General features: G+C 57.2%; 21 protein-coding genes. 9 read left to right on the forward strand and 12 right to left on the reverse strand.

The genetic code is table 11. The features are described 5' to 3' along the window. Positions 1-27 precede the first annotated feature (27 nt). The 7 genes from CDA56_RS30940 to CDA56_RS15690 form a co-directional block, all read right to left on the reverse strand. Positions 28-168 (reverse strand): hypothetical protein, encoded by a 141-nt coding sequence (locus CDA56_RS30940; protein WP_004851064.1) that lies wholly within the window; start codon positions 166-168, stop codon positions 28-30. Positions 169-407: 239 nt separating this feature from the next. Continuing rightward, positions 408-1,328, reverse strand: coding sequence for a carbohydrate kinase family protein (locus CDA56_RS15665; protein WP_064378182.1), 921 nt, complete (start codon positions 1,326-1,328; stop codon positions 408-410). Then, complete coding sequence (locus CDA56_RS15670; RefSeq protein ID WP_102802913.1) at positions 1,325-2,695, reverse strand: hypothetical protein; 1,371 nt, start codon at positions 2,693-2,695, stop codon at positions 1,325-1,327. The genes CDA56_RS15665 and CDA56_RS15670 overlap by 4 nt, the downstream gene beginning before the upstream one ends. Before the next feature lie 77 nt (positions 2,696-2,772). Beyond that, positions 2,773-3,792: an ABC transporter permease subunit gene (locus CDA56_RS15675; RefSeq protein WP_103814373.1), complete on the reverse strand. Its 1,020-nt coding sequence runs from the start codon at positions 3,790-3,792 to the stop codon at positions 2,773-2,775. After that, positions 3,779-5,311: a sugar ABC transporter ATP-binding protein gene (locus CDA56_RS15680; RefSeq protein ID WP_102802911.1), complete on the reverse strand. Its 1,533-nt coding sequence runs from the start codon at positions 5,309-5,311 to the stop codon at positions 3,779-3,781. Before CDA56_RS15680 ends, CDA56_RS15675 begins: the two co-directional genes overlap by 14 nt. 65 nt (positions 5,312-5,376) lie before the next feature. Next, complete coding sequence (locus CDA56_RS15685) at positions 5,377-6,330, reverse strand: ABC transporter substrate-binding protein (RefSeq protein WP_014229437.1); 954 nt, start codon at positions 6,328-6,330, stop codon at positions 5,377-5,379. Positions 6,331-6,627: 297 nt separating this feature from the next. Further along, on the reverse strand, positions 6,628-7,647 hold the full coding sequence (locus CDA56_RS15690; RefSeq protein ID WP_004851052.1) for a LacI family DNA-binding transcriptional regulator: 1,020 nt from the start codon (positions 7,645-7,647) through the stop codon (positions 6,628-6,630). A 366-nt stretch (positions 7,648-8,013) separates the two neighbouring features. Between CDA56_RS15690 and CDA56_RS15695 the strand changes: the two genes are divergently transcribed. Continuing rightward, complete coding sequence (locus CDA56_RS15695; RefSeq protein ID WP_102802910.1) at positions 8,014-8,640, forward strand: DUF1062 domain-containing protein; 627 nt, start codon at positions 8,014-8,016, stop codon at positions 8,638-8,640. Between the two features lie 189 nt (positions 8,641-8,829). Then, on the forward strand, positions 8,830-9,438 hold the full coding sequence (locus CDA56_RS15700; protein WP_014838537.1) for a DJ-1/PfpI family protein: 609 nt from the start codon (positions 8,830-8,832) through the stop codon (positions 9,436-9,438). Between the two features lie 133 nt (positions 9,439-9,571). Here the strand turns inward: CDA56_RS15700 and CDA56_RS15705 are convergent, their stop codons facing one another. The 3 genes from CDA56_RS15705 to CDA56_RS15715 all read right to left on the reverse strand — a co-directional run bounded on the left by CDA56_RS15705 (position 9,572) and on the right by CDA56_RS15715 (position 11,273). Next, positions 9,572-9,964 (reverse strand): VOC family protein, encoded by a 393-nt coding sequence (locus CDA56_RS15705; protein WP_014229433.1) that lies wholly within the window; start codon positions 9,962-9,964, stop codon positions 9,572-9,574. 137 nt (positions 9,965-10,101) lie between these two features. Beyond that, entirely contained in the window at positions 10,102-10,674 is a 573-nt protein-coding gene (locus CDA56_RS15710; RefSeq protein WP_004851043.1) for a DUF1349 domain-containing protein, read from the reverse strand. Beyond that, a complete protein-coding gene (locus CDA56_RS15715) occupies positions 10,674-11,273 on the reverse strand; it encodes a dienelactone hydrolase family protein (protein ID WP_049070544.1) in 600 nt (199 codons plus the stop codon). The genes CDA56_RS15710 and CDA56_RS15715 overlap by 1 nt, the downstream gene beginning before the upstream one ends. 208 nt (positions 11,274-11,481) lie before the next feature. Between CDA56_RS15715 and CDA56_RS15720 the strand changes: the two genes are divergently transcribed. The 5 genes from CDA56_RS15720 to CDA56_RS15740 all read left to right on the forward strand — a co-directional run bounded on the left by CDA56_RS15720 (position 11,482) and on the right by CDA56_RS15740 (position 15,411). Then, positions 11,482-12,390: a LysR family transcriptional regulator gene (locus CDA56_RS15720; protein ID WP_049082568.1), complete on the forward strand. Its 909-nt coding sequence runs from the start codon at positions 11,482-11,484 to the stop codon at positions 12,388-12,390. A 98-nt stretch (positions 12,391-12,488) separates the two neighbouring features. Then, the gene (locus tag CDA56_RS15725; RefSeq protein WP_025106283.1) at positions 12,489-13,085 is read left to right on the forward strand and encodes an NAD(P)H-dependent oxidoreductase; all 597 of its coding nucleotides are present in this window, start codon (positions 12,489-12,491) and stop codon (positions 13,083-13,085) included. A 21-nt stretch (positions 13,086-13,106) separates the two neighbouring features. Beyond that, entirely contained in the window at positions 13,107-13,907 is an 801-nt protein-coding gene (locus tag CDA56_RS15730) for a carboxymuconolactone decarboxylase family protein (RefSeq protein WP_046877977.1), read from the forward strand. 4 nt (positions 13,908-13,911) lie between these two features. Beyond that, positions 13,912-14,340 (forward strand): cyclophilin-like fold protein, encoded by a 429-nt coding sequence (locus CDA56_RS15735; RefSeq protein ID WP_047723791.1) that lies wholly within the window; start codon positions 13,912-13,914, stop codon positions 14,338-14,340. Between the two features lie 234 nt (positions 14,341-14,574). Further along, on the forward strand, positions 14,575-15,411 hold the full coding sequence (locus tag CDA56_RS15740) for an alpha/beta fold hydrolase (protein WP_014838530.1): 837 nt from the start codon (positions 14,575-14,577) through the stop codon (positions 15,409-15,411). A gap of 41 nt (positions 15,412-15,452) precedes the next feature. Here the strand turns inward: CDA56_RS15740 and CDA56_RS15745 are convergent, their stop codons facing one another. Beyond that, positions 15,453-15,671, reverse strand: a complete 219-nt coding sequence (locus tag CDA56_RS15745) for an HP1242/YdcH family protein (RefSeq protein ID WP_004102179.1) — start codon at positions 15,669-15,671, stop codon at positions 15,453-15,455. Between the two features lie 146 nt (positions 15,672-15,817). On the opposite strand from CDA56_RS15745, the gene CDA56_RS15750 reads away from it, so the two are divergent. Continuing rightward, positions 15,818-16,711, forward strand: a complete 894-nt coding sequence (locus CDA56_RS15750; protein ID WP_025106287.1) for an oxidoreductase — start codon at positions 15,818-15,820, stop codon at positions 16,709-16,711. Positions 16,712-16,747: 36 nt separating this feature from the next. Here the strand turns inward: CDA56_RS15750 and CDA56_RS15755 are convergent, their stop codons facing one another. Further along, positions 16,748-16,996: a hypothetical protein gene (locus CDA56_RS15755; RefSeq protein WP_004120166.1), complete on the reverse strand. Its 249-nt coding sequence runs from the start codon at positions 16,994-16,996 to the stop codon at positions 16,748-16,750. A gap of 360 nt (positions 16,997-17,356) precedes the next feature. Here CDA56_RS15755 and CDA56_RS15760 point away from each other — a divergent pair, with 360 nt between their 5' ends. Continuing rightward, the gene (locus CDA56_RS15760) at positions 17,357-18,328 is read left to right on the forward strand and encodes a phosphotriesterase family protein (RefSeq protein ID WP_025106288.1); all 972 of its coding nucleotides are present in this window, start codon (positions 17,357-17,359) and stop codon (positions 18,326-18,328) included. Positions 18,329-18,331: the final 3 nt, after the last annotated feature.

An 18,331-nucleotide genomic window follows, 5' to 3' on the forward strand; every position in this document is an offset into this window, starting at 1 on the left:
GAACACCAACAGCCGATTTTATTGTGCTTATGCTAAGAGTAAAAACTCTATCGTCAACTGCGCCAGCAGCAGCAGCAGGGCAATCAGCGCCAGCCATTTCGCCGGCCGCAGCTTATGCTGCGGAATAGAGGTATTACGCAAACGCACGAACCATGGATTGTTTTTCATTATTGACGTCCTGTCCCTGATGTCTGTTAACGCGATCGACAGAAACTGAATGACGATCTAATTAGCTGATATTAATGGATTAGTCGGCAATAACCCATGAATAAATGAAGCTGGTTTAGCTTTCATTCAATAATTGGGACTCAAATCATATACAACATAAATCAGGATAAGGGTCCGTCAATAAACGCTGTTTCAGACCCTCATCTGGCTGTCGGTTGCTGACAGAGCGTCCGCTGTCTTCAGAGTTCATGATCCCAGGGCGGGTTAGCGCCCGGCCTGGAAACCGTCACCGCGGCGGCGCGCATCCCCAGTTCCACCGCCTGGCGAACCTGCTCGCGTGACAGTGTCACTAGTTTCTCCTTCTCCAGGAGCCCGGCCTGCGAGAGGCTGGCGAGAATACCGGCATTCACCGTATCGCCCGCGCCGACGGTATCGGCCACCGCTACGCGAATAGCGGGCACATGCAGATGAAAATCAGCGGTCCAGGCATCAGCGCCGTCAGCGCCGCGGGTGACCACGATAAGCTTCGGCCCCAGCGCCAGCCAGCGGCCTATCACCTCATGCTCTTCGCCGGGTTCGGCAAACCACGCGAGGTCCTCATCGGAAAGCTTGACGATATCCGCCAGCGCAATCATGCGCCTCATGCGCGCCAGGTGTTTCTGCCGGTCCGGAATGAAAATTTCACGAATATTAGGGTCGAGGAACATCACCCGACGCGGCGCTTCCCTTATCATCAGCGCTTCATAAACGCTGCCGCACGGTTCGGCGATCAGGCTGATGCAGCCGAACAGAACGGTGGAGACGTCATCCCCGAGCGTCGGCAGGTCGTTTTCAGTCAGCATTCGACCGGCGCTATTCTCATCGTAAAAGGTATAGCGGGCCTGACCGCCTACCAGCCTGACGAAGGCGAGGGTGGTGGGCAGCGGCGCGCGGGTTGAGGGCGAATAATCCACGCCGGAGGCGTCAAGCGTGTGGCGCAGCATGTCACCCATAAAATCGTCCGATAAACCGGAAAACAGCGCGACCGTCATCCCCTGGCGACCCAGGGCGACGGCGGTATTGAACGCCGCCCCGCCAACGCAGGGAGTAAAGGCGGGGGCATTCTCGCGGCTCCGACAGGGCAGCATGTCGATGAGGGCTTCTCCGCAGCAGAGGATCATGGCTTTTCTCCCCGGCTCACCGCGACCACCGGCGTGGTTTCCAGCCGATCGGCTACCTGCATCCAGTTTTCGGCAAAACGTCCGCAGGCGGTCTTGATATCGACGCCGACGGGGAGCTCCGGACACTCGTTTTCGCCGTTGCTGCCCCAGTTAACCCATCCTGACTGGCGGCGCTGGACTATCTGAAACGCGCCGGAGGGGCGGGAGGTCCACCAGATCATCGCCCGGCCGCTCGCTGAATCATACTCGACGGTTTTACTGGCCGGCCCGGGAAAGATGGTTTCATCCGCGACGGCGGAAACGTCAACGGGCGAATCGGTCAGCAGCCATTCCCGCTCGGTGAGATCGGCTCTGCGATGCGCCCGGGCGCGAACCTGGCTCAGCCGTTCGCGAATCTCCGCCTCATCGAGCACGTTCTCCCAGCGGCAGAACATCCGCCAGTAGAGATCCCAGTGGGCGGAGGCCATTTCGGCGAGCTGTTCGCGGAATTCGGTAAATTTCGGGCTCTGGTTTTCCGAGGTGGTGACGGTATTGGCCACCATGGCGACTAGCTCTTCGGCATAAGGGTCGCCCGCGCGATAGCGGGTGCCGCCGTACGCCGCGAAGCGATCGAACAGCAGTTTTCCCGGGCCGCTCTCAAATTCGTCGCCGACGGTGATCTTGTTGGTCACCGAACGACCGTTAATCACCGTTGAAAAATCATCTACGCAGTAGCGCCGCTGAAACCAGGGCGTGTTCCAGCTAAATTTCCAGTCGATGGAGAAATGTTTACCCCGCAGCTCCGGTAATAATCCGTCGGGGATCGCGCCGCGCATGCGGTAGTGATGATAGACCGGGCCTTCCTCGAGGATCTCAATATCAACGAGGGTATGTTCCGGCGGGTTTATCAGCCCATTTTCCGGGGTAAAAAACGGACCGTAAAACCCGCCAATGGCGTTATTTCCGGAAGGAAGCAGCTCGACGTTGTCCTGCAGCGCGCGAAAATGGCGCAGCCCCCACTTGGATGCACCGACGCCCTGGGCGGTTCCCCGACACATTTCCAGATCGAAACAGCCGGTATTGAGACGGACAAAACAGTCCTTTTCCCGGCCAGGCAGCCGGTGGATACCGGCGATTTCACCGACTTCAGCCGCCGTGAGCGGGCGGTCAAGCCGCATCTTGAGGGTCCCGCTGAAGCTGACCGTCGCGATAAAAGCGGTACGGCTTGCCGACGACTCCTGCTCAAGGCGCTGGCACAGGATCCGCGCATCCTCGTCGGTAATCGCCCACCACAGCGGCTCCTGCAGCTTCTCCGGGAGAATAAACGTAATCGGTTCGCGATCCCGGGTACCGTTCATCGGGTCCGTCAGCGTAATGTGATATGTCATGAGGGTATACTCCATTAAAATTTAAGCGTGCGAAGACCCGCCGCCAGCGCGGCGGATAAACAAAGCGTCAGGGAAAGCTAGCGGGTACGGGCGATCTCTTTTTTCCGCCAGAAGGTAAACAGCTCCGGATGCTGCTTCAGCCCGTCAATCGCCACGGCAAGAATGATGACGATGCCTTTAATCAATAGCTGGGTGAAAAAGGGCACGCTCAGCAGAATCAGGCCGGTGCTGAGTACGCCAAGAATAATCGACCCAATCAGGGTGCCGATAATCCGCCCGTGTCCACCGGCGAGGCTGGTGCCTCCCAGCACTACCGCCGCAATGGCGTCCAGCTCATATCCCGTACCCGCCGTGGGCTGGGCGGAAATCACCCTGGCGGCGAAGATAATTCCCGCCAGACCCGCGCAGACGCCGGCAATCATGTAGACCGCCGCCAGCACGCGTTTGACCCGTACGCCGGCCAGGCGCGCGGCCTGGGCGTTGCCGCCGACGGCATAGATATGACGGCCGAACCGCGTGCGCTCAAGAATGAACCACGCCAGCAGATAAACAATCAGCATAATAATGACCGGCACGGGGATACCGGCAAGATAGCCATTTCCCAGTTCGCGGAAGCTCAGGCTGCTCGACACAATAGGCTGCCCTTCGGTTATGGTGTAGGCCATACCGCGCAGGAAGGTCATGGTGCCGAGAGTGACGATAAAGGGCGCGAGAGCGAGATAGGCGGTGAGCACGCCGTTAAGCAGACCGCACAGCGCGCCCACGCCAACGCCGGCCAGAATCGCCAGCGGCGCAGGTAGCCCGGCCATCGCCGCGACCACTGACACTACGCCGGATACGGCGACGATTGACCCGACGGATAAATCAATGCCGCTGGTTAAAATGACGAAGGTCATGCCCGCCGCCAGAATAGCGTTGACGGAAATCGAGCGGGCGATATTCAGCAGATTATCGACGCGGTTAAAGTTTGGCGCGAAGGTGGACATCAGGATCAGCAGCACCAGCAGAACGATTAAGATCCCCACCCGATCCCACCATTTCGCAAAATCAAACGGCGCTTTGACCGGCAGTTCCGTCACAGGTTTATTGTTGTCCATGGCATTCTCCGGATTGACTGGTAAAGGTTCCTGTTGCGTGCAGCATCACTTCTTCTTCCGTGGCTGAAAACGAGGGTAACTGATGAACGATTCGCCCGCCGCGCATGACCAGCACGCGGTCGCTAATGCCGATGGCCTCCGGTAAATCGGAGGAGATCACCAGAATGGCTTTCCCGGCGCGGGCGAGCTTGTCGATCAGTTCGTAGATTTCCCTTTTGGCGCCGATATCCACGCCGCGGGTCGGTTCATCGAGAATAAGCAGCCTCGAATCGCGCAGCAGCCAGCGCGCCAGCGCCGCTTTCTGCTGGTTTCCGCCGGACAGGGCGCTGACGGGCAGTTCAACCGCATTTTCCCGCAGCCGCAGCCTGCGCATCTGCTCAAGGACGGCGGCGCGAATCGTCTTGCGTTTCACCACGCCGCCGGCGACAAAGTTATCCAGCGAGCTGATATCAATGTTGTGCTCAACCGAATGCCCGAGAAACAATCCCTGAGTTTTGCGGTCTTCGGTCACCATCCCGATACCGTCGGCGATAGCGGCGGTGGGGTCTGCCGGATTGCTCGTCCGGCCGTCAATGCGCACGCTTCCCCGGGTGCGCGGGTCGGCGCCGAAGAGCAGGCGAGCGACTTCAGTTCGCCCGGAGCCCACCAGACCGGACATGCTGACCACTTCGCCCGCGTTGACCTCAAAGGAGACCGGACCGGTCGCACTGCCTGCCAGGTCCCTGACTTCCAGCAGTACCTTGCCGGGCGCACGCGGCTCGTGCTGATAGAGATCGACGATTTGCCGGCCGACCATCATGCGGACGATATCGGTGGTTGAGACGTTGCCGAGGATTTCCGTGCCGATCCACGTGCCGTCCCTGAAGACCGTGACCCGGTTTGCCAGCTGCCATACCTCTTCCATGCGGTGCGAGATATAGACCATCCCGACGCCATCCTGACGCATCTGCTCGATCAGCCGGTATAGCTGGAGAGTCTCCGCCCGCGACAGGGCGGCGGTCGGCTCATCAAGCACCAGCACTTTGGCGTTTTCGCTGACGGCGCGGGCGATCTCGACCATTTGCTGACGCCCGATACTCAACGAGCCGAGCGGCGCCTGCGGGTCGATGTCCGCGTTAATCCGGTCCAGCTTCTCCCGGGCCTCCCGGTGCATCCGTTTGCGATCGAGAATACCGGCGAAAGCGGTCGGTTCCTGGCCGAGAAACAGGTTTTCCGCCACCGTCATATCGGGAACCGTATTCAGCTCCTGGTGGATAATGGCGATGCCATATTTGCGGGCATCCCTGGGCGTGCGAATATCAATCTCCTGCCCGTCGATAAAAATAACGCCGCTATCGCGCTGCTCGTTACCGGAGAGGATCTTCATCAGCGTGGATTTGCCCGCGCCGTTTTCCCCCATCAGGGCATGGACCTCTCCGGCGAATAAATCAAAGCGTACGTTGTTCAGCGCCAGGGTCGCGCCGTAGCGTTTTGAAATCCCTTCCAGCCTGAGCAAGGGAGGTGATGTTGTATCGGCCATTGTCTTTGCCCTCCGGGATGAACCTGAGCGTCATCCCGTTTTTGCCTCTTAAAGTGACGAAGTGATTACCAGCCCGGATAGCTGTCGACGTTATCGCGGGTGACCAGTACGCTGGGGATCAGGACGGTATGAGAGGCGATCGGTTTGCCGTCGACCATATCCTGAGCAAGCGTGATGGCCTGGCGCACCATTTCGCCCGGATTTTGCGTTGCGGTACCGATAAACGGCGAGCCGCTGCGCTTAAGTTCTTCAACCGCTTCCGGGCTACCGTCGACGCCGGTAACTTTGATCGCGCCCGCTTTGCCCGCCTGTTCAACGGCCAGTACCGCACCGAGCGCGGAAGGATCGTTCATGCCGAAAATACCGGCGACGTCCGGATTGGCTGTGAGCATGTCGGTGGTCACCATCAGGCCGGAAGCGCGGTCGTTGCGCGATGCCTGCTGGCCGACGATTTTGATATCCGGGTATTTTTGCGCGACGTTTTTACAGCCTTTGATGCGGTCGATAATGGTCTGAATCGGCGTGCCATCCACCAGCAGCACTTTGCCTTTGCCGCCCATCTGGCTGAACAGGTATTCGCAGGAGGTTTCCCCGGCCTGGATGGCGTTGGTCATGATCGCCGCGTCTGCGCCTTTCGCGGGCGTATCGACTGCGATAACGATAATTCCGGCGGCTTTTGCCCGCTGAATGGCCGGCTCGATCCCGGATTCATCGACGGCGGAAATAATGATGAGATCCACTTTCTGCTGAATAAACGCGTCAATCTGCGTGTTCTGGTTTGCCAGATCGACCTGTGCATCCTGTACGTTAAGGGTTGCGCCGATTTGCGCCGCGGCCTGCTTAGCGTTCCTTTCCATTGCCGAGAAGAAGGGGTTGGACATGTCCTGCACCATTAAGCCGATGCGGGAGATTTTTTTGCCATCCTGCGGCGCGGCGCTGGCTGCGGGAATAAACCCTGTCATGGTGGTGATTACCGCGCTAACCGCGACAGCCAGCCATGCTTTGCGAAGTTTGGTCATATTCTGCTCCTTTCATTATCGTGTGGTATAAGGTACGGCCAGGTGTGGGGAAGCCTCAGAAATAATCCCCTGATGTTGTTTTTCGGTAGCGACTGAAATTCAGCCGTTATTTACATCGCTAAAATGATGAGCGCGTATAGCACGCCGTAGCCCGCTTTTTTGTCGGGTGGCGCCTTACCCGGCCGACGAAAACCGCAAGCACCATTTCTGTCGGCCCGTGCAGGGGAAGCGCCGCCGGGCAATGCCGTCCGGGCGATACGTTGTCAGCAATCTCAATTGCCTCTTTTTAATGGTTATTTATTTTCTACAGCCGCAGGACTGGCGAATAACCAGTTCGGCGGGAACTTTACGCTGGGTATTAATTTCTCCTTTTCCTTCCGGATTAATTAACTGGATAAGCATTTCAGCCGACTGCCTGCCAATCTCTTCGCTGTTTTCATTAAGCACCGTTAGCGGCGGATTTAATAGCGGCGCCCAGTCGAATTCATCGTAGGCGATAAGCGCCATATCGTCGGGGATGGCTATCTGGCGCTGCTGAAGCTGTTTAAGTGAACCCAGCAGAATAGGGTTGTTACCGGCAATGAGCGCGTCCGGCAGCGATGTCTGGCGGTCCAGGTATCGGCTCAGGGTGTCCGCAGCCGACTGCGCGTCGTTCTCCGTTTCGACAACTTCAAGCGTTGCGCCGCAGCGCTCCGCGGCCTCGCGAATACCGCGCTCGCGTTCAAAACGCGTGGTCCAGCGGTCCGGGTAGATAAGGAGCAGCCAGCTTTTATAGCCGTGCTGCGCCAGATGGTTCCCCACCAGCAGGCTGGCCTGATAATTGTCGGTCGTGACGCTGGGAAAGTTGTGCTCGCCGCGGGGAGGTGAGTCAACGAAGACGACCGGAATATCCCATTTCGCCAGCAGGCTCAGGCTTTCCGGCTGAAGCGTCACCGTCGAAATGATCCCGGCCATTCGCGACTCGATCAGGCGGTTAATCATGCGATCTTCCTGCGCGCGGTCGTAGGTACCGTTGACCGCGATATCGCCAAGCACTACGGTCCACTGCGACGGCTGCAGCATCTGCTGAATACCGGACATCAGGTTGAGGTAGTAAGAGTTCGAGGCATGGGCGGTAATCACCGCCACCGAGTCTCTGCTTGAGCGGCGTAGCGCCTGGGCCGCGCGGTTAGGTACGTAGCCGAGTTCTCGCGCCACTTTTAAAATCAGCTCCCGGCTGTCGTCAGCAACGCCATCGCCACCGTTTAGCGCGCGTGAAACGGTAAACATAGAAAATCCCGTCGCTTCACTCACATCCCGCATCGTTGCTTTACGCATATTTCGCTCTCTGTATTTATGAAATTACCCGCGATACAGACGGCTATTTCCTTAACCTAAACGTTTATGAGGCTAAACATAAACGTTTAGGTTTGTTTGATCAGTGAGCCGCTTCTCGTTTTGTGAACAGAAGGTAAACAACGTCGTTTGTGAATGATTTCTATGTATTTATTGATTTAATGCATATTTAGCCCGCTTGCCGCTTTGCTACTCTTGAACGCATTCATTCACGGTCAGACAGGGTCGTCGCGTTGGAAATCTTTTTTTAATCCACTGAAAAGTATTCTCTAAATATTTTTCACATCGCAAAAATCACGGTCCGTTTTCGACGGATCCGCTTTTGTATGGGTTAAAAAAAGGTTCACCATGAAAATTACATGGAACGTCAGGCCAGTCGGCTATCAGCTGATTAGCAAGCGCTGCCCCGCCTGTCATGGGCAGCAGGATTTCACCCCATCCGGCGCCTTCCGGGTCAACTCGCAAAAAAAAGTGCTCGATGTCTGGAGTATCTATAAGTGCGTGCGCTGCGCGTATACCTGGAACATCAGCCTGTTCTCGCGTTTGCCCGTCAGCAAAATCAACCCGCAGCTCTACGCGCGATTTATCGCTAACGATAAATCTGCCGTCGAAGCTTACTCTCACGATCCGGTCGTTCTGCGGCGTAATCGCGCGGCGCTATCGGGTACGCCTGACTTTGTGGTTCAGGAACGCTGGCGCATCAACCTTGTTCGCGCTTCTCAGGTGAGGGTGGATGTCAGGGTCACGCGCGCCTTTCAGACCAGCCTGCTGTCGGTCCTGAGACGAGCGCTGCGGCTTAGCGGTAGCGCGATCCGTCAACGTCTTCAATCGGGAGATATCGTCGGTATTACGCTGAAAGAACTGCGGGCACCCAGGCTGCGGCCGGAGGGATATACGCTGTACATCACGAGGGAGGTTCTCCTAGCGCGCAGGCCTATTTCATTAAACGCGGGCTCAGCGCGCGGGAGACGATAGCCATTGCCCCGGATAGTTTTCTATCCGGGGAGCTGACTCGCAAAAATCGATTCGGGTTGCCGCAAGGGGCAAAATAGCCTTGCCTTTTATACTGTGAGTTTATACAGTTTTTGGCGGCAGTACGGCGATAGTGTCCATCGGTACCCCGGATGCTGCGACGGCAAATTCTGTTAATAAAAGGAGAGTGCGATGTCTATGGATACGCGTAAAGAAGTGCTGTTTGTCCTCATCCAGGAGTACGCCGACTGGGAGTTCGCGCTGCTGGCACCGGGGCTGCGCCGCGGGTTTGGCGTATGGGAACCGCGATACGAAGTCAGAACCGTGGCTGCCGATGAGGGGCCGGTGAGGTCAATTGGCGGGGTGCGCTGCCTGCCGGATTATACCTTCGAGACGATACCCGATGATTACGCCGCGCTGGTGCTGGTGGGCGGAATGAACTGGTGGGGAGAGGAGGCCCGGCGGGTTGTGCCTCTGGTAGAACAAGCGCAGGCCCGGCAGATCGTGGTAGGCGCGATATGCGACGCTTCGGCATTCCTTGGTGCGCATGGCTTTCTCAATGATGTCGACCACACCTCGAACGGGCTGGCCTACCTGCAGAGCCGGGCGGGGTCAGCCTACAGCGGCGCCGCGCGGTACAGAAACGAGCCTTCGGTACGCGACGGTAACCTGGTGACCGCCAACGGCGTTGGCTTTGTGGATTTTACCTGCAATATGCTGTCTGCCTTAAAGGCGGCCCGCCAGCAAGAGATCGAAGCCATGAGGGAGACGTTCAGGTCGGGAATGTTTACGGAAGGCTGATGCAGACAAGGCCGCGATTTGCATGGCCATTTGCCGAAATCGAATCATCTGGCTGAGAGCATCCGTCGCGATATTGAGAGATGCGCAGGGTTTCGCCATGCGCTAACCCTGCCTTAACTTTCCGGCGTGGGGCTTAGTCTGCGTTTGCGTAATAAACAAACGCCAGCTTATTGCCGTCCGGATCTCTGACGTAGGCGCTGTGGAAACCTTCACCGTACTGCGGGCGATGTCCTGGGGCGCCTTCATCACTTCCTCCCAGGCGTAGCGCCAGCTGATGCAGTTGCTGAATATGCTCTACCGAACGTGCGTTCAGGGCCACCATAGCGCCGTTGCCCGCTGTTGCCTGCTGCTGGTTGAACGGTTTGCCAACGCACAGCCCGATGGTGCGGTTTCCGCTGAATGTCCCCCACGATGCGCCTTGCTCGCTGCGGCCGCTCCGGGGCTGCCCCAGCATCTCCATCAACGGGTCGTAAAAACGAATCGCGCGCGGCAGATCGTTAGTGCCGAGCATGATGTAGGAAAACATGACTCCTCCTCATTTTTCGCCTGAAGGTTGCTGCTGCCAATCTAGCAGCAAGGCGCGAGCACGGGCAGCCCGAGGAGCCAGAAATCATACCTCCGTCGCGATTCTTCAGCGATTTTGCCCGCGCGCGAGCCGGCTGCTCAGCTCAGATCGTGCAAATCTTTATCATTCGGCGGCAGCAGTGATATCTGGTCGAAAGTAACCCGCAGGCCGCTGCGCTGCGGCGTGCAGCACATGATGCCGACCTTCGCCGCGCCGCCCGGAAAAGGGCACAGCCGCAGCAGCGGCCACAGTTGGCCATCCGTTGAATACTGCAGGCGCAGCGCTTCTCCGCGGCGGGTCAGACGCAGCCAGAACTCACCGGGGTCGCCCGGGAAAATACCGGTTGCCCAGTCTGATGTTCCCTGCGTCAGTACGCTACCGATAGCGGGCGCGCCGTCGTTGTACTCGATACCGGCCTTAATCCAGCGCCTGGCGTCCTGCATTAACATGATCCCTGCCTGGTCATACAGCGTACTGAAATCTGCTCGCACCCTTACCTGAAAGGTGAAGTCCCCCGCGGCTTCCGTGGCGTAGATATGCCCGGAAAAACGCTCAAACCCGTACCAGGTTTCGCGCCAGAAGTCGGTTTGCGCATCGGTCACTACGCGCAGTTCGCCGTCCTCTTCTGACCATGTCGCGGGTTCGTTAATCCATTGAAATATCTGATGCATCAGGCCTCCTGTCTTTGCTGAATAAGCGTTAAAAACCGCAGCGTGTCTTCGTCCGCCTGCTGCGCAAGGCGCGCATCCCACGCCGGACTGTCGGCATCGCAAAAGCCGTGCTGCGCATTGAACATCCGGCAGGCCACGGAGGGATATTTCTCCAGCTCGTTTTGCAGGGCGCGGGGATCGAACGCCGGTTCATGGCGGGCGAGAATCACCTGCGTTGGGCACGGAGGCGCCGCATCGCAGTACTGGCGGATCCGTGAACCGTAGTGGCAAACCGCACCGTCGCAGAGTCCGCTTCTGGCGGCCAGCCAGGCTAAGGTGGCGCCTACGCTGTAGCCGATAAGGATTAGCGTGCCGTATTTCGCTCTTAGTTCGGCCAGCAGCGACACGATGGCGGCGGTATCAAATCCGACGTTATCGGAAAAGTGGTGCCAGGCCTGCTCCTGCTGCTCATAGGCGAACGGCGCAGAGTGAGGGAAAAGCGCTGGCGTGTACGCATCGAAGCCGCGGCTGCGCCAGGTCGCGGCGGATCGCTGAATATGCGCGTTGATGCCGTAGATTTCATGCAGCAGGACGATGGCTTTATCGCAATCAGGTAACATAAATGCGCCTCTGGCGGATAAAATGGGTTTATCTCCGGTCGGAAGGTCAGTTTATCAAGGCTGACGCCTGTAGTATAAACATACCGCCCGGAAGATGGCTCGTGCATCCAGGTCTTTGATTTTCCTGGTCGCATCAACGTCACGATACGCCATCACATCAAGGTAACGTTGTTTTTCAGCTTAATTTCTATCTAGTTAGCGAGACCTTATGAATGTAACCCGTGCCGACATGGCCGATCTTGTCTATTTTTTCGCCATCTCCCGCCATCAGAGTTTTAGTAAAGCTGCCGTTGAACTTGGGGTGAGCGCATCGACGCTGAGCCACGCGATCAAGGGATTTGAGGCGCGGCTGGGCGTGCGTCTGCTGAACCGTACGACCAAAAGCGTAACCCTGACGGCGGCAGGCGAGAGTCTGGCCAGCGCGGTGAGCGAGCCGGTGGCCGCCATAGATGGCGCGATTGAACAGCTCAACCAGTTTCGCGACTCGCCTGCGGGACATATTCGGCTCAACGTCGCCGTTGAGGCGGCCACGCTGCTGCTGGCCCCGGTCCTGCCTGCTTTTGCTGAACGTTACCCCGATATTGAGCTGGATATCGTAGCCAGCAACCGCATTGTTGATGTAACGGAAGCGCGGTTTGACGCAGGGATCCGCTATGGCGGAACCGTGCCTGAAGATATGGTGGCGCAGCGGCTGTCCGCCGATGTGCGCTGGGTGGTCGCCGCATCCCCGGAATATCTTGCCCGCTTTGGCGAGCCCCGGCATCCTCACGATCTTCAACAGCACCGCTGCGTCAGCAATCGTCTGGGAAACAACCGCATTTATAGATGGGAGTTTGAACGTGGCGAAGAGCAGCTCATCGTCAAAGTACCGCCGCTGTTAACGGTCGATCTGGCCGAGACGGGCGTGGTGGCCATTCTGCAGGGGTTTGGCCTGATGTACCTGCCGGAACCGCTGATAGCAGAGCACGTCAGCGCAGGGCGCCTGCGTCTGGTGCTGACCGACTGGGCGTCATACGGACCGGGATTCTATATCTATTACTCCAGCCGTCATCAGGTTCCCACCGGGCTGCGCCTGTTAATCTCCCTTGTGCGGGAAATGAAGCCGCTCGGTCTGTAGCCCGATTGATGAAAATAACTCACAGCCCCATTCGATAGCGAGGGCTGGCTCCTTCTTATTCCGCGCCTTACCCTGTGGCAAAAGAGAAGGAGAGCTTGATGAACTATTCGCACCGCTGTATTCCCGGTCTGTTCTGGCTTTTGGCCGTCACCGCATTTCTGTTTAGCTTTACCTCTACCAGCCGCGCGGCAGAGGCTAACACGCTGGTTATCGTCTCTCATCCGTATCCCGAGCAATCGGTCATGACCAAAGGTCTTGAGGCCGCAGCGCAAAGCGTACCCGGCGTGACCGTACGCAATCTCGAGGCGCTTTACGGTTTTGACACCCGAAATATCAATGCCGATGAAGAGCGACGGCTCATGCGGGAACACTCGCGCATCGTTTTTATCTTCCCGACCCACTGGTTCAACATCACTCCGATGATGAAGGCCTGGCTGAACGATACCTGGGGCAGCGTAGGGCCGGGAGTATGGCAGGGCAAAGAGATGCTGATTGTCACGACGGCCGCAGGCGGTGACGCGACATACGGCGAGACCGGGCGAACGGGCGTCAGCCTGGCCGACATCTTTACGCCAATGAAGGCCAGCGCGCTGCATGCGGGAATGACCTGGCTGCCTCCGCTGGTTTTTCAGCGCGCCAGCCGCGATCAACTGCCTGAATACCAGCGTCAACTGGTGGAAAGGCTGAAGAATTAACGTGCCGGGAAGGTGTTCACAATGAAAGCTTTTATTGCCGTAGCTGCAATGTCGTTAATGCTGGGCGCGCCAGCCCTGGCAGAAGAAAAAAGAGGTGAAAAAATGGCCCCACGTAGTCCATCCGTATTGTCCGCTGAGGATATTCAATCCGTCGCGCCGGCGCTTGCCCGTTTCGGCAGCGAGGTGCTGATAGGGGATCTCTGGCAGAGAACAGAACTCTCGCGTCGCGACCGCAGCATCGTGACCGTGGCGATTCTTATCGCCCGTAATCAGCCGGCGGAGCTAAAACATAACGTTGAAGTTGCTCTGGATAACGACGTCACGGCGGCTGAAATCTCAGAGATCATCACGCATCTGGCTTTTTATTCCGGCTGGCCCAACGCGATGGCCGCCGTTGCGGTGACGAAAGATATTTTTGTCGCGCGCGGCATTGGCCGCGAGCAGCTGGCTGCTGCCTCCCCGGAGCTGCTCCCTCTTAATCAGGCGGTGGAGAACCAGCGTTCAACAACCGTAGAACAGAACTTCGGCGCGATTTCCCCTGGACTGGTGAAGTTTACGACTCAACCGCTGTTTCTTGACCTGTGGCAGCGACCGGGGCTGAAGCCGCGCGACCGCAGCCTGGTCACGGTCAGCGCGTTGATTGCCGCCGGGCAAAGCGCGCAAATTGGCTACCACCTTAACCGGGCGATGGATAACGGCCTCACCGCACAAGAGGCGGGGGAGATCGTTGCGCATGCTGCTTTCTATGCCGGCTGGCCAAATGCCTTTTCGGCGGTAGCGGTGGTGAGTGAAGTCCTGCGCGCTCGTGGCCTGGCAGGGTGAGCGGATGTTCAACTCTCTTAGCGCCACGTTATTGATTTTTATTGCTACGACGGGGGCGGCATTTGCCGCCGGGCGGGAAAACGCGGTGAAGATTCAGTTTGAGTTCAATGGCGCCACTGTTGTCGGCTCGCTGGATGAGAGCGCAGCGGCTAATGAGTTCCTGGCGCAGCTGCCGATGACGGTGAAGCTCGAGGATTATGGTTCCACGGAAAAAATCGCCTGGCTGCCGACGAAACTGCGCCGCGCGGATTCTGGCGCCTCAATGACCCCACGGCGCGGCGACATCGCCTATTACGCGCCGTGGGGCAATCTGGCCATTTTTCGCGAGGATTTTCGCCACTCCCCCGGGCTGATAAGCCTCGGGCGGATAGAGGAGGGCCTCGCCGCGCTCGACCAGGCGGGAGCCGAAACGGTAACCATCCGGCGTTATTAAGTTCGTCCTGCGTTAAATTTTCCTTCCTGCATGCTTAACCGGGCTGTTTACAGCCCATTTATCGGATACAAAGCGAACGCTCAGTATCGGCAAAAATCATCTACACTTTTCCAGCCAGGTCATTTTCACACCTAACGAGACGCTATCGTCCAGACATAGCATCCCGCCTTAAGACCCGACCCACTGCAGGCGTCAGGCCCGCAGCCTTGTTTTCTCACGAGAGGAGTTTGTAACATGGCATTTGTGACAACCAAAGACGGCGTCAATATCTTCTTTAAAGACTGGGGCCCGAAGGAGGCGCAGCCGATCGTATTCCATCATGGCTGGCCTTTAAGTGCCGATGATTGGGATAACCAGATGCTGTTTTTCCTGGCAGAAGGGTTCCGGGTTATTGCGATTGACCGACGCGGTCATGGTCGTTCAGATCAGGTGAGTGACGGTCACGATATGGATCATTATGCCGCCGATGCCTCAGCGGTGGCGGAGCATCTGGATCTGCATAATGCCGTGCATATCGGGCATTCTACCGGCGGTGGGCAGGTTGCGCGCTACGTTGCGCAGTATGGTCAGCCGCAGGGGCGCGTGGCCAAAGCGGTGCTGATCAGCGCGGTTCCGCCATTGATGGTAAAAACGGAGAGTAATCCGGGCGGTACGCCAATCGAGGTGTTTGATGGTTTTCGCAAAGCGCTGGCCGCCAACCGCTCGCAGTTTTATCTCGACGTGGCGTCCGGGCCGTTCTACGGCTTTAACCGTGAAGGCGCGGAGGTGTCCCAGGGCACGATTCAGAACTGGTGGCGGCAGGGCATGACCGGTAGCGCAAAAGCGCACTATGAGGGGATTAAGGCGTTTTCGGAAACCGACCAGACCGAAGATTTAAAAGCCATTACGCTGCCGGTGCTGGTGATGCAGGGCGATGATGATCAGGTTGTGCCTTATCAAAACGCCGCGATACTGCAGGATAAGCTGCTGCCGAACAGCCAGCTAAAAATTTATCCCGGCTTTCCGCACGGTATGCATACCTCGCACGCCGATGTGATTAACGCCGATCTGCTGGCGTTTATTCGCTCGTAGCCTGGTGCTATAAGAAGGCCGCCATCCGGCGGCCTTCTCGTTTACATCAGGCTTTCATGCTGGAGGATTTTGAGCATTTCGTCCTTCAACATAAGTTTTTCTTTCTTCATCTGTACAAGCTCGAGACTGTATCCTTTGCCATCGACTCCTTCTATGCGGGAAATGTCGTGATCGAGTGCATTATGTTTTTCGAATAGCGACTGAAAGCGCGGATGCGTGGTTTTCAATCGAGAAATCAGCTCTCTGTATTCTGGAAACATGTACCTTCCTTGTTGATGGTGAAAAGTGTGTACGCTGACACACACATTCAGATTACCCATATGAATAAAATGGTAATGCGAACGAAGTCGCGTTTATGTTACGTACTAATGAAATCTCAGGGGCCGGAAGCGGCCTGGAGGCATAGATGACAGTTGAAGAACCCACCGTTGCGCTGATCGGTCCGGGCGCAATTGGTACCACCATCGCCGCGGCGCTGCACGAGGTTGGCCGTACGCCTCTGGTATGCGGCCGCCGTGCGCACCCGCAGCTTTCGCTGCGTTTTGATGGTGGAAATATTGTGGTGCCGGGGCCGGTCTTGACGGAACCGGCATCGGTCGCCGCGCCGTACGACCTGGTATTTGTGGCGGTAAAAGCGACACAAATTGCGGCTATTGCACCGTGGCTGCAAGCGCTGTGTCACGATCGAACGGTAGTCTGCGTGCTCCAAAACGGCGTTGAACAAAAAACGCTGTTCGCGCCGTACGTGGCGGAAGCGGCCGTGCTGCCATCGGTCGTCTGGTTCCCCGCGCAGCGTGAGCCTGAAGCGTCAGTCTGGCTGCGGGCGAAACCGCGCCTGACGCTGCCGGATGTTGAGGGGGCCGAGCGGGTGCGACACGCGCTACGGGACACGCGCTGTGAAGTGGATATCAGCGCGGATTTTCTCTCCGTTGCGTGGCGTAAACTGCTGCAGAATGCGGTCGCCGGTCTGATGGTGCTGGCGGGGAGGCGGGCAGGGATGTTTGCCCGCGACGATATCACGGCGCTTGCTTTAGCCTATTTGCAGGAGGGGCTGACGGTGGCGCGCGCCGCAGGCGCCAGCCTGGACGACGGCGTGCCGCAGGAAATTCTCGCCGGTTTTCACCGTGCGCCTCCGGATTTAAGCACTTCAATACTGACGGATCGCGAGGCCGGGCTGCCGCTGGAGTGGGATATTCGCAACGGGGTCGTTCAGCGATATGGCCGTATTCACCATATCCCCACGCCGTTAAGCGATGTGATTGTGCCGCTGCTGGCCGCTGCCAGCGACGGGCCGGGCTAAAGGCGCGGGACGCCGGCGTGATAACGTTCCCCGGGATCAGATTGATTCCGCCAGCCGGTCGACAACCACTTTGCCGCTATTATCAAACTGGGTGATGCGGTAATTCACGCAATAGGAACGGCGGGTGGTAAATTGATTGAATAACGCCACCCGGCCTTTTTTATCACCATTTTTATTCACAATAATCCATTCGGTGACGTCCGTTGAATTCGCTTTACCGCTGCTGGCGTCCTGTTGTTCGACCAGACGATCCTCTTTTTCTACCTTCAAAAAATCACGTAACATTTATTTATCTCCGCTCATCATTGTTTTTAACAATACTCTCTTTATCGATTCATTCAATTAAACATTTTAATCAAAGCTATGAATTATTAGTCAGGAATGCATTGGCTTGGTGAGTGTGTATCCCATTGAATTTAATTAACATAAATTTAATCACCTCACCCGGGATACGTATGTTTTTCCATGAGTAACGGTTTTTTTATCCCGAATTCATTTATGTGACAACGTCACATAAATGTTAATGTCGACCTACCTCACAGATAGAAATTTTATATGACTGATGCGAACTTGATCACTTGACTGGTCAAGTGGGGCGCGCCTATGTTGAAAGCACCTTCTTATCCGTTCCGGGGAGCAAGAAACATGGGCATCATTCGAACGTTAAACGGGGATATTTCCGCTAATCAGCTGGGCGTCACCTACAGCCATGACCATATCTACTGTATTCCGCCCTATTGGGCCGAGCGTCAGGATGACGATCTGTTACTCGACGATCCGCAGGCTTCAGAGCGTGAATTAAGCGACTTCCGCCGGGCGGGTGGTAACGCCATCTACGACGCCACCGCGCCGGATTATGGCCGTCAGGCCGCAGCCGTCGCCGCCATGGCGCAGCGCCAGCAGCTGCACATTATCGCCACTGCGGGTTTTAACAAAGGCTTTCTGTGGAGCAGCAAGCGGCCGGGCTCCGCGCAGACTTTCGCCGAGTGGATTGCACATTCAGACGTTGATGAACTGGTTGAACATGTCTGTCGCGAGGTCACTGAGGGGATAGAGGGCACCGAACATCGGGCCGGCGTGGTGAAGTGCGGTACCGGCTATAACGCCATTTCCCCTCTGGAACAAAAAACCATGGAGGTTATCGTTCGCGCCCAGCAGCGCACCGGGGCGCCGATGCACAGCCATACGGAAATGGGGACGATGGGACTCGAGCAGGCGCAGCTCTTTAAAAAATGGGGGCTGGATCTCTCCCGCTTATGTTTTGCTCATATGGATCGTAACCCCGATCCCTGGCTGCACCGTCAGATCGCCAACACCGGGGCGTTTCTCTCTTTCGACGGTATCAGCCGCATCAAATATCACCCAGAGCACATCCGTACCCAGGCCATCCTGGCGCTCTGCCAGCGCGGTTATCAAAAGCAGATCTTAATCGGCGGCGATTTTGCCCGTAAATCCATGAGCGCGCATTACGGCAAAGGGGGGCTGGGACTGAAATTTATCCTTAGCGACTGGCGGCCAAGATTCATTGACGAGGCCCGGGAAGCCGGGTTTGACGGCGAAGCGCTGCTGCATGATTTCTTCGTCGACAACCCGGCGCATTACCTCGCTTTTGCCTGAGGA

Source organism: Klebsiella michiganensis (assembly GCF_002925905.1).
GTDB classification, from domain to species: domain Bacteria; phylum Pseudomonadota; class Gammaproteobacteria; order Enterobacterales; family Enterobacteriaceae; genus Klebsiella; species Klebsiella michiganensis.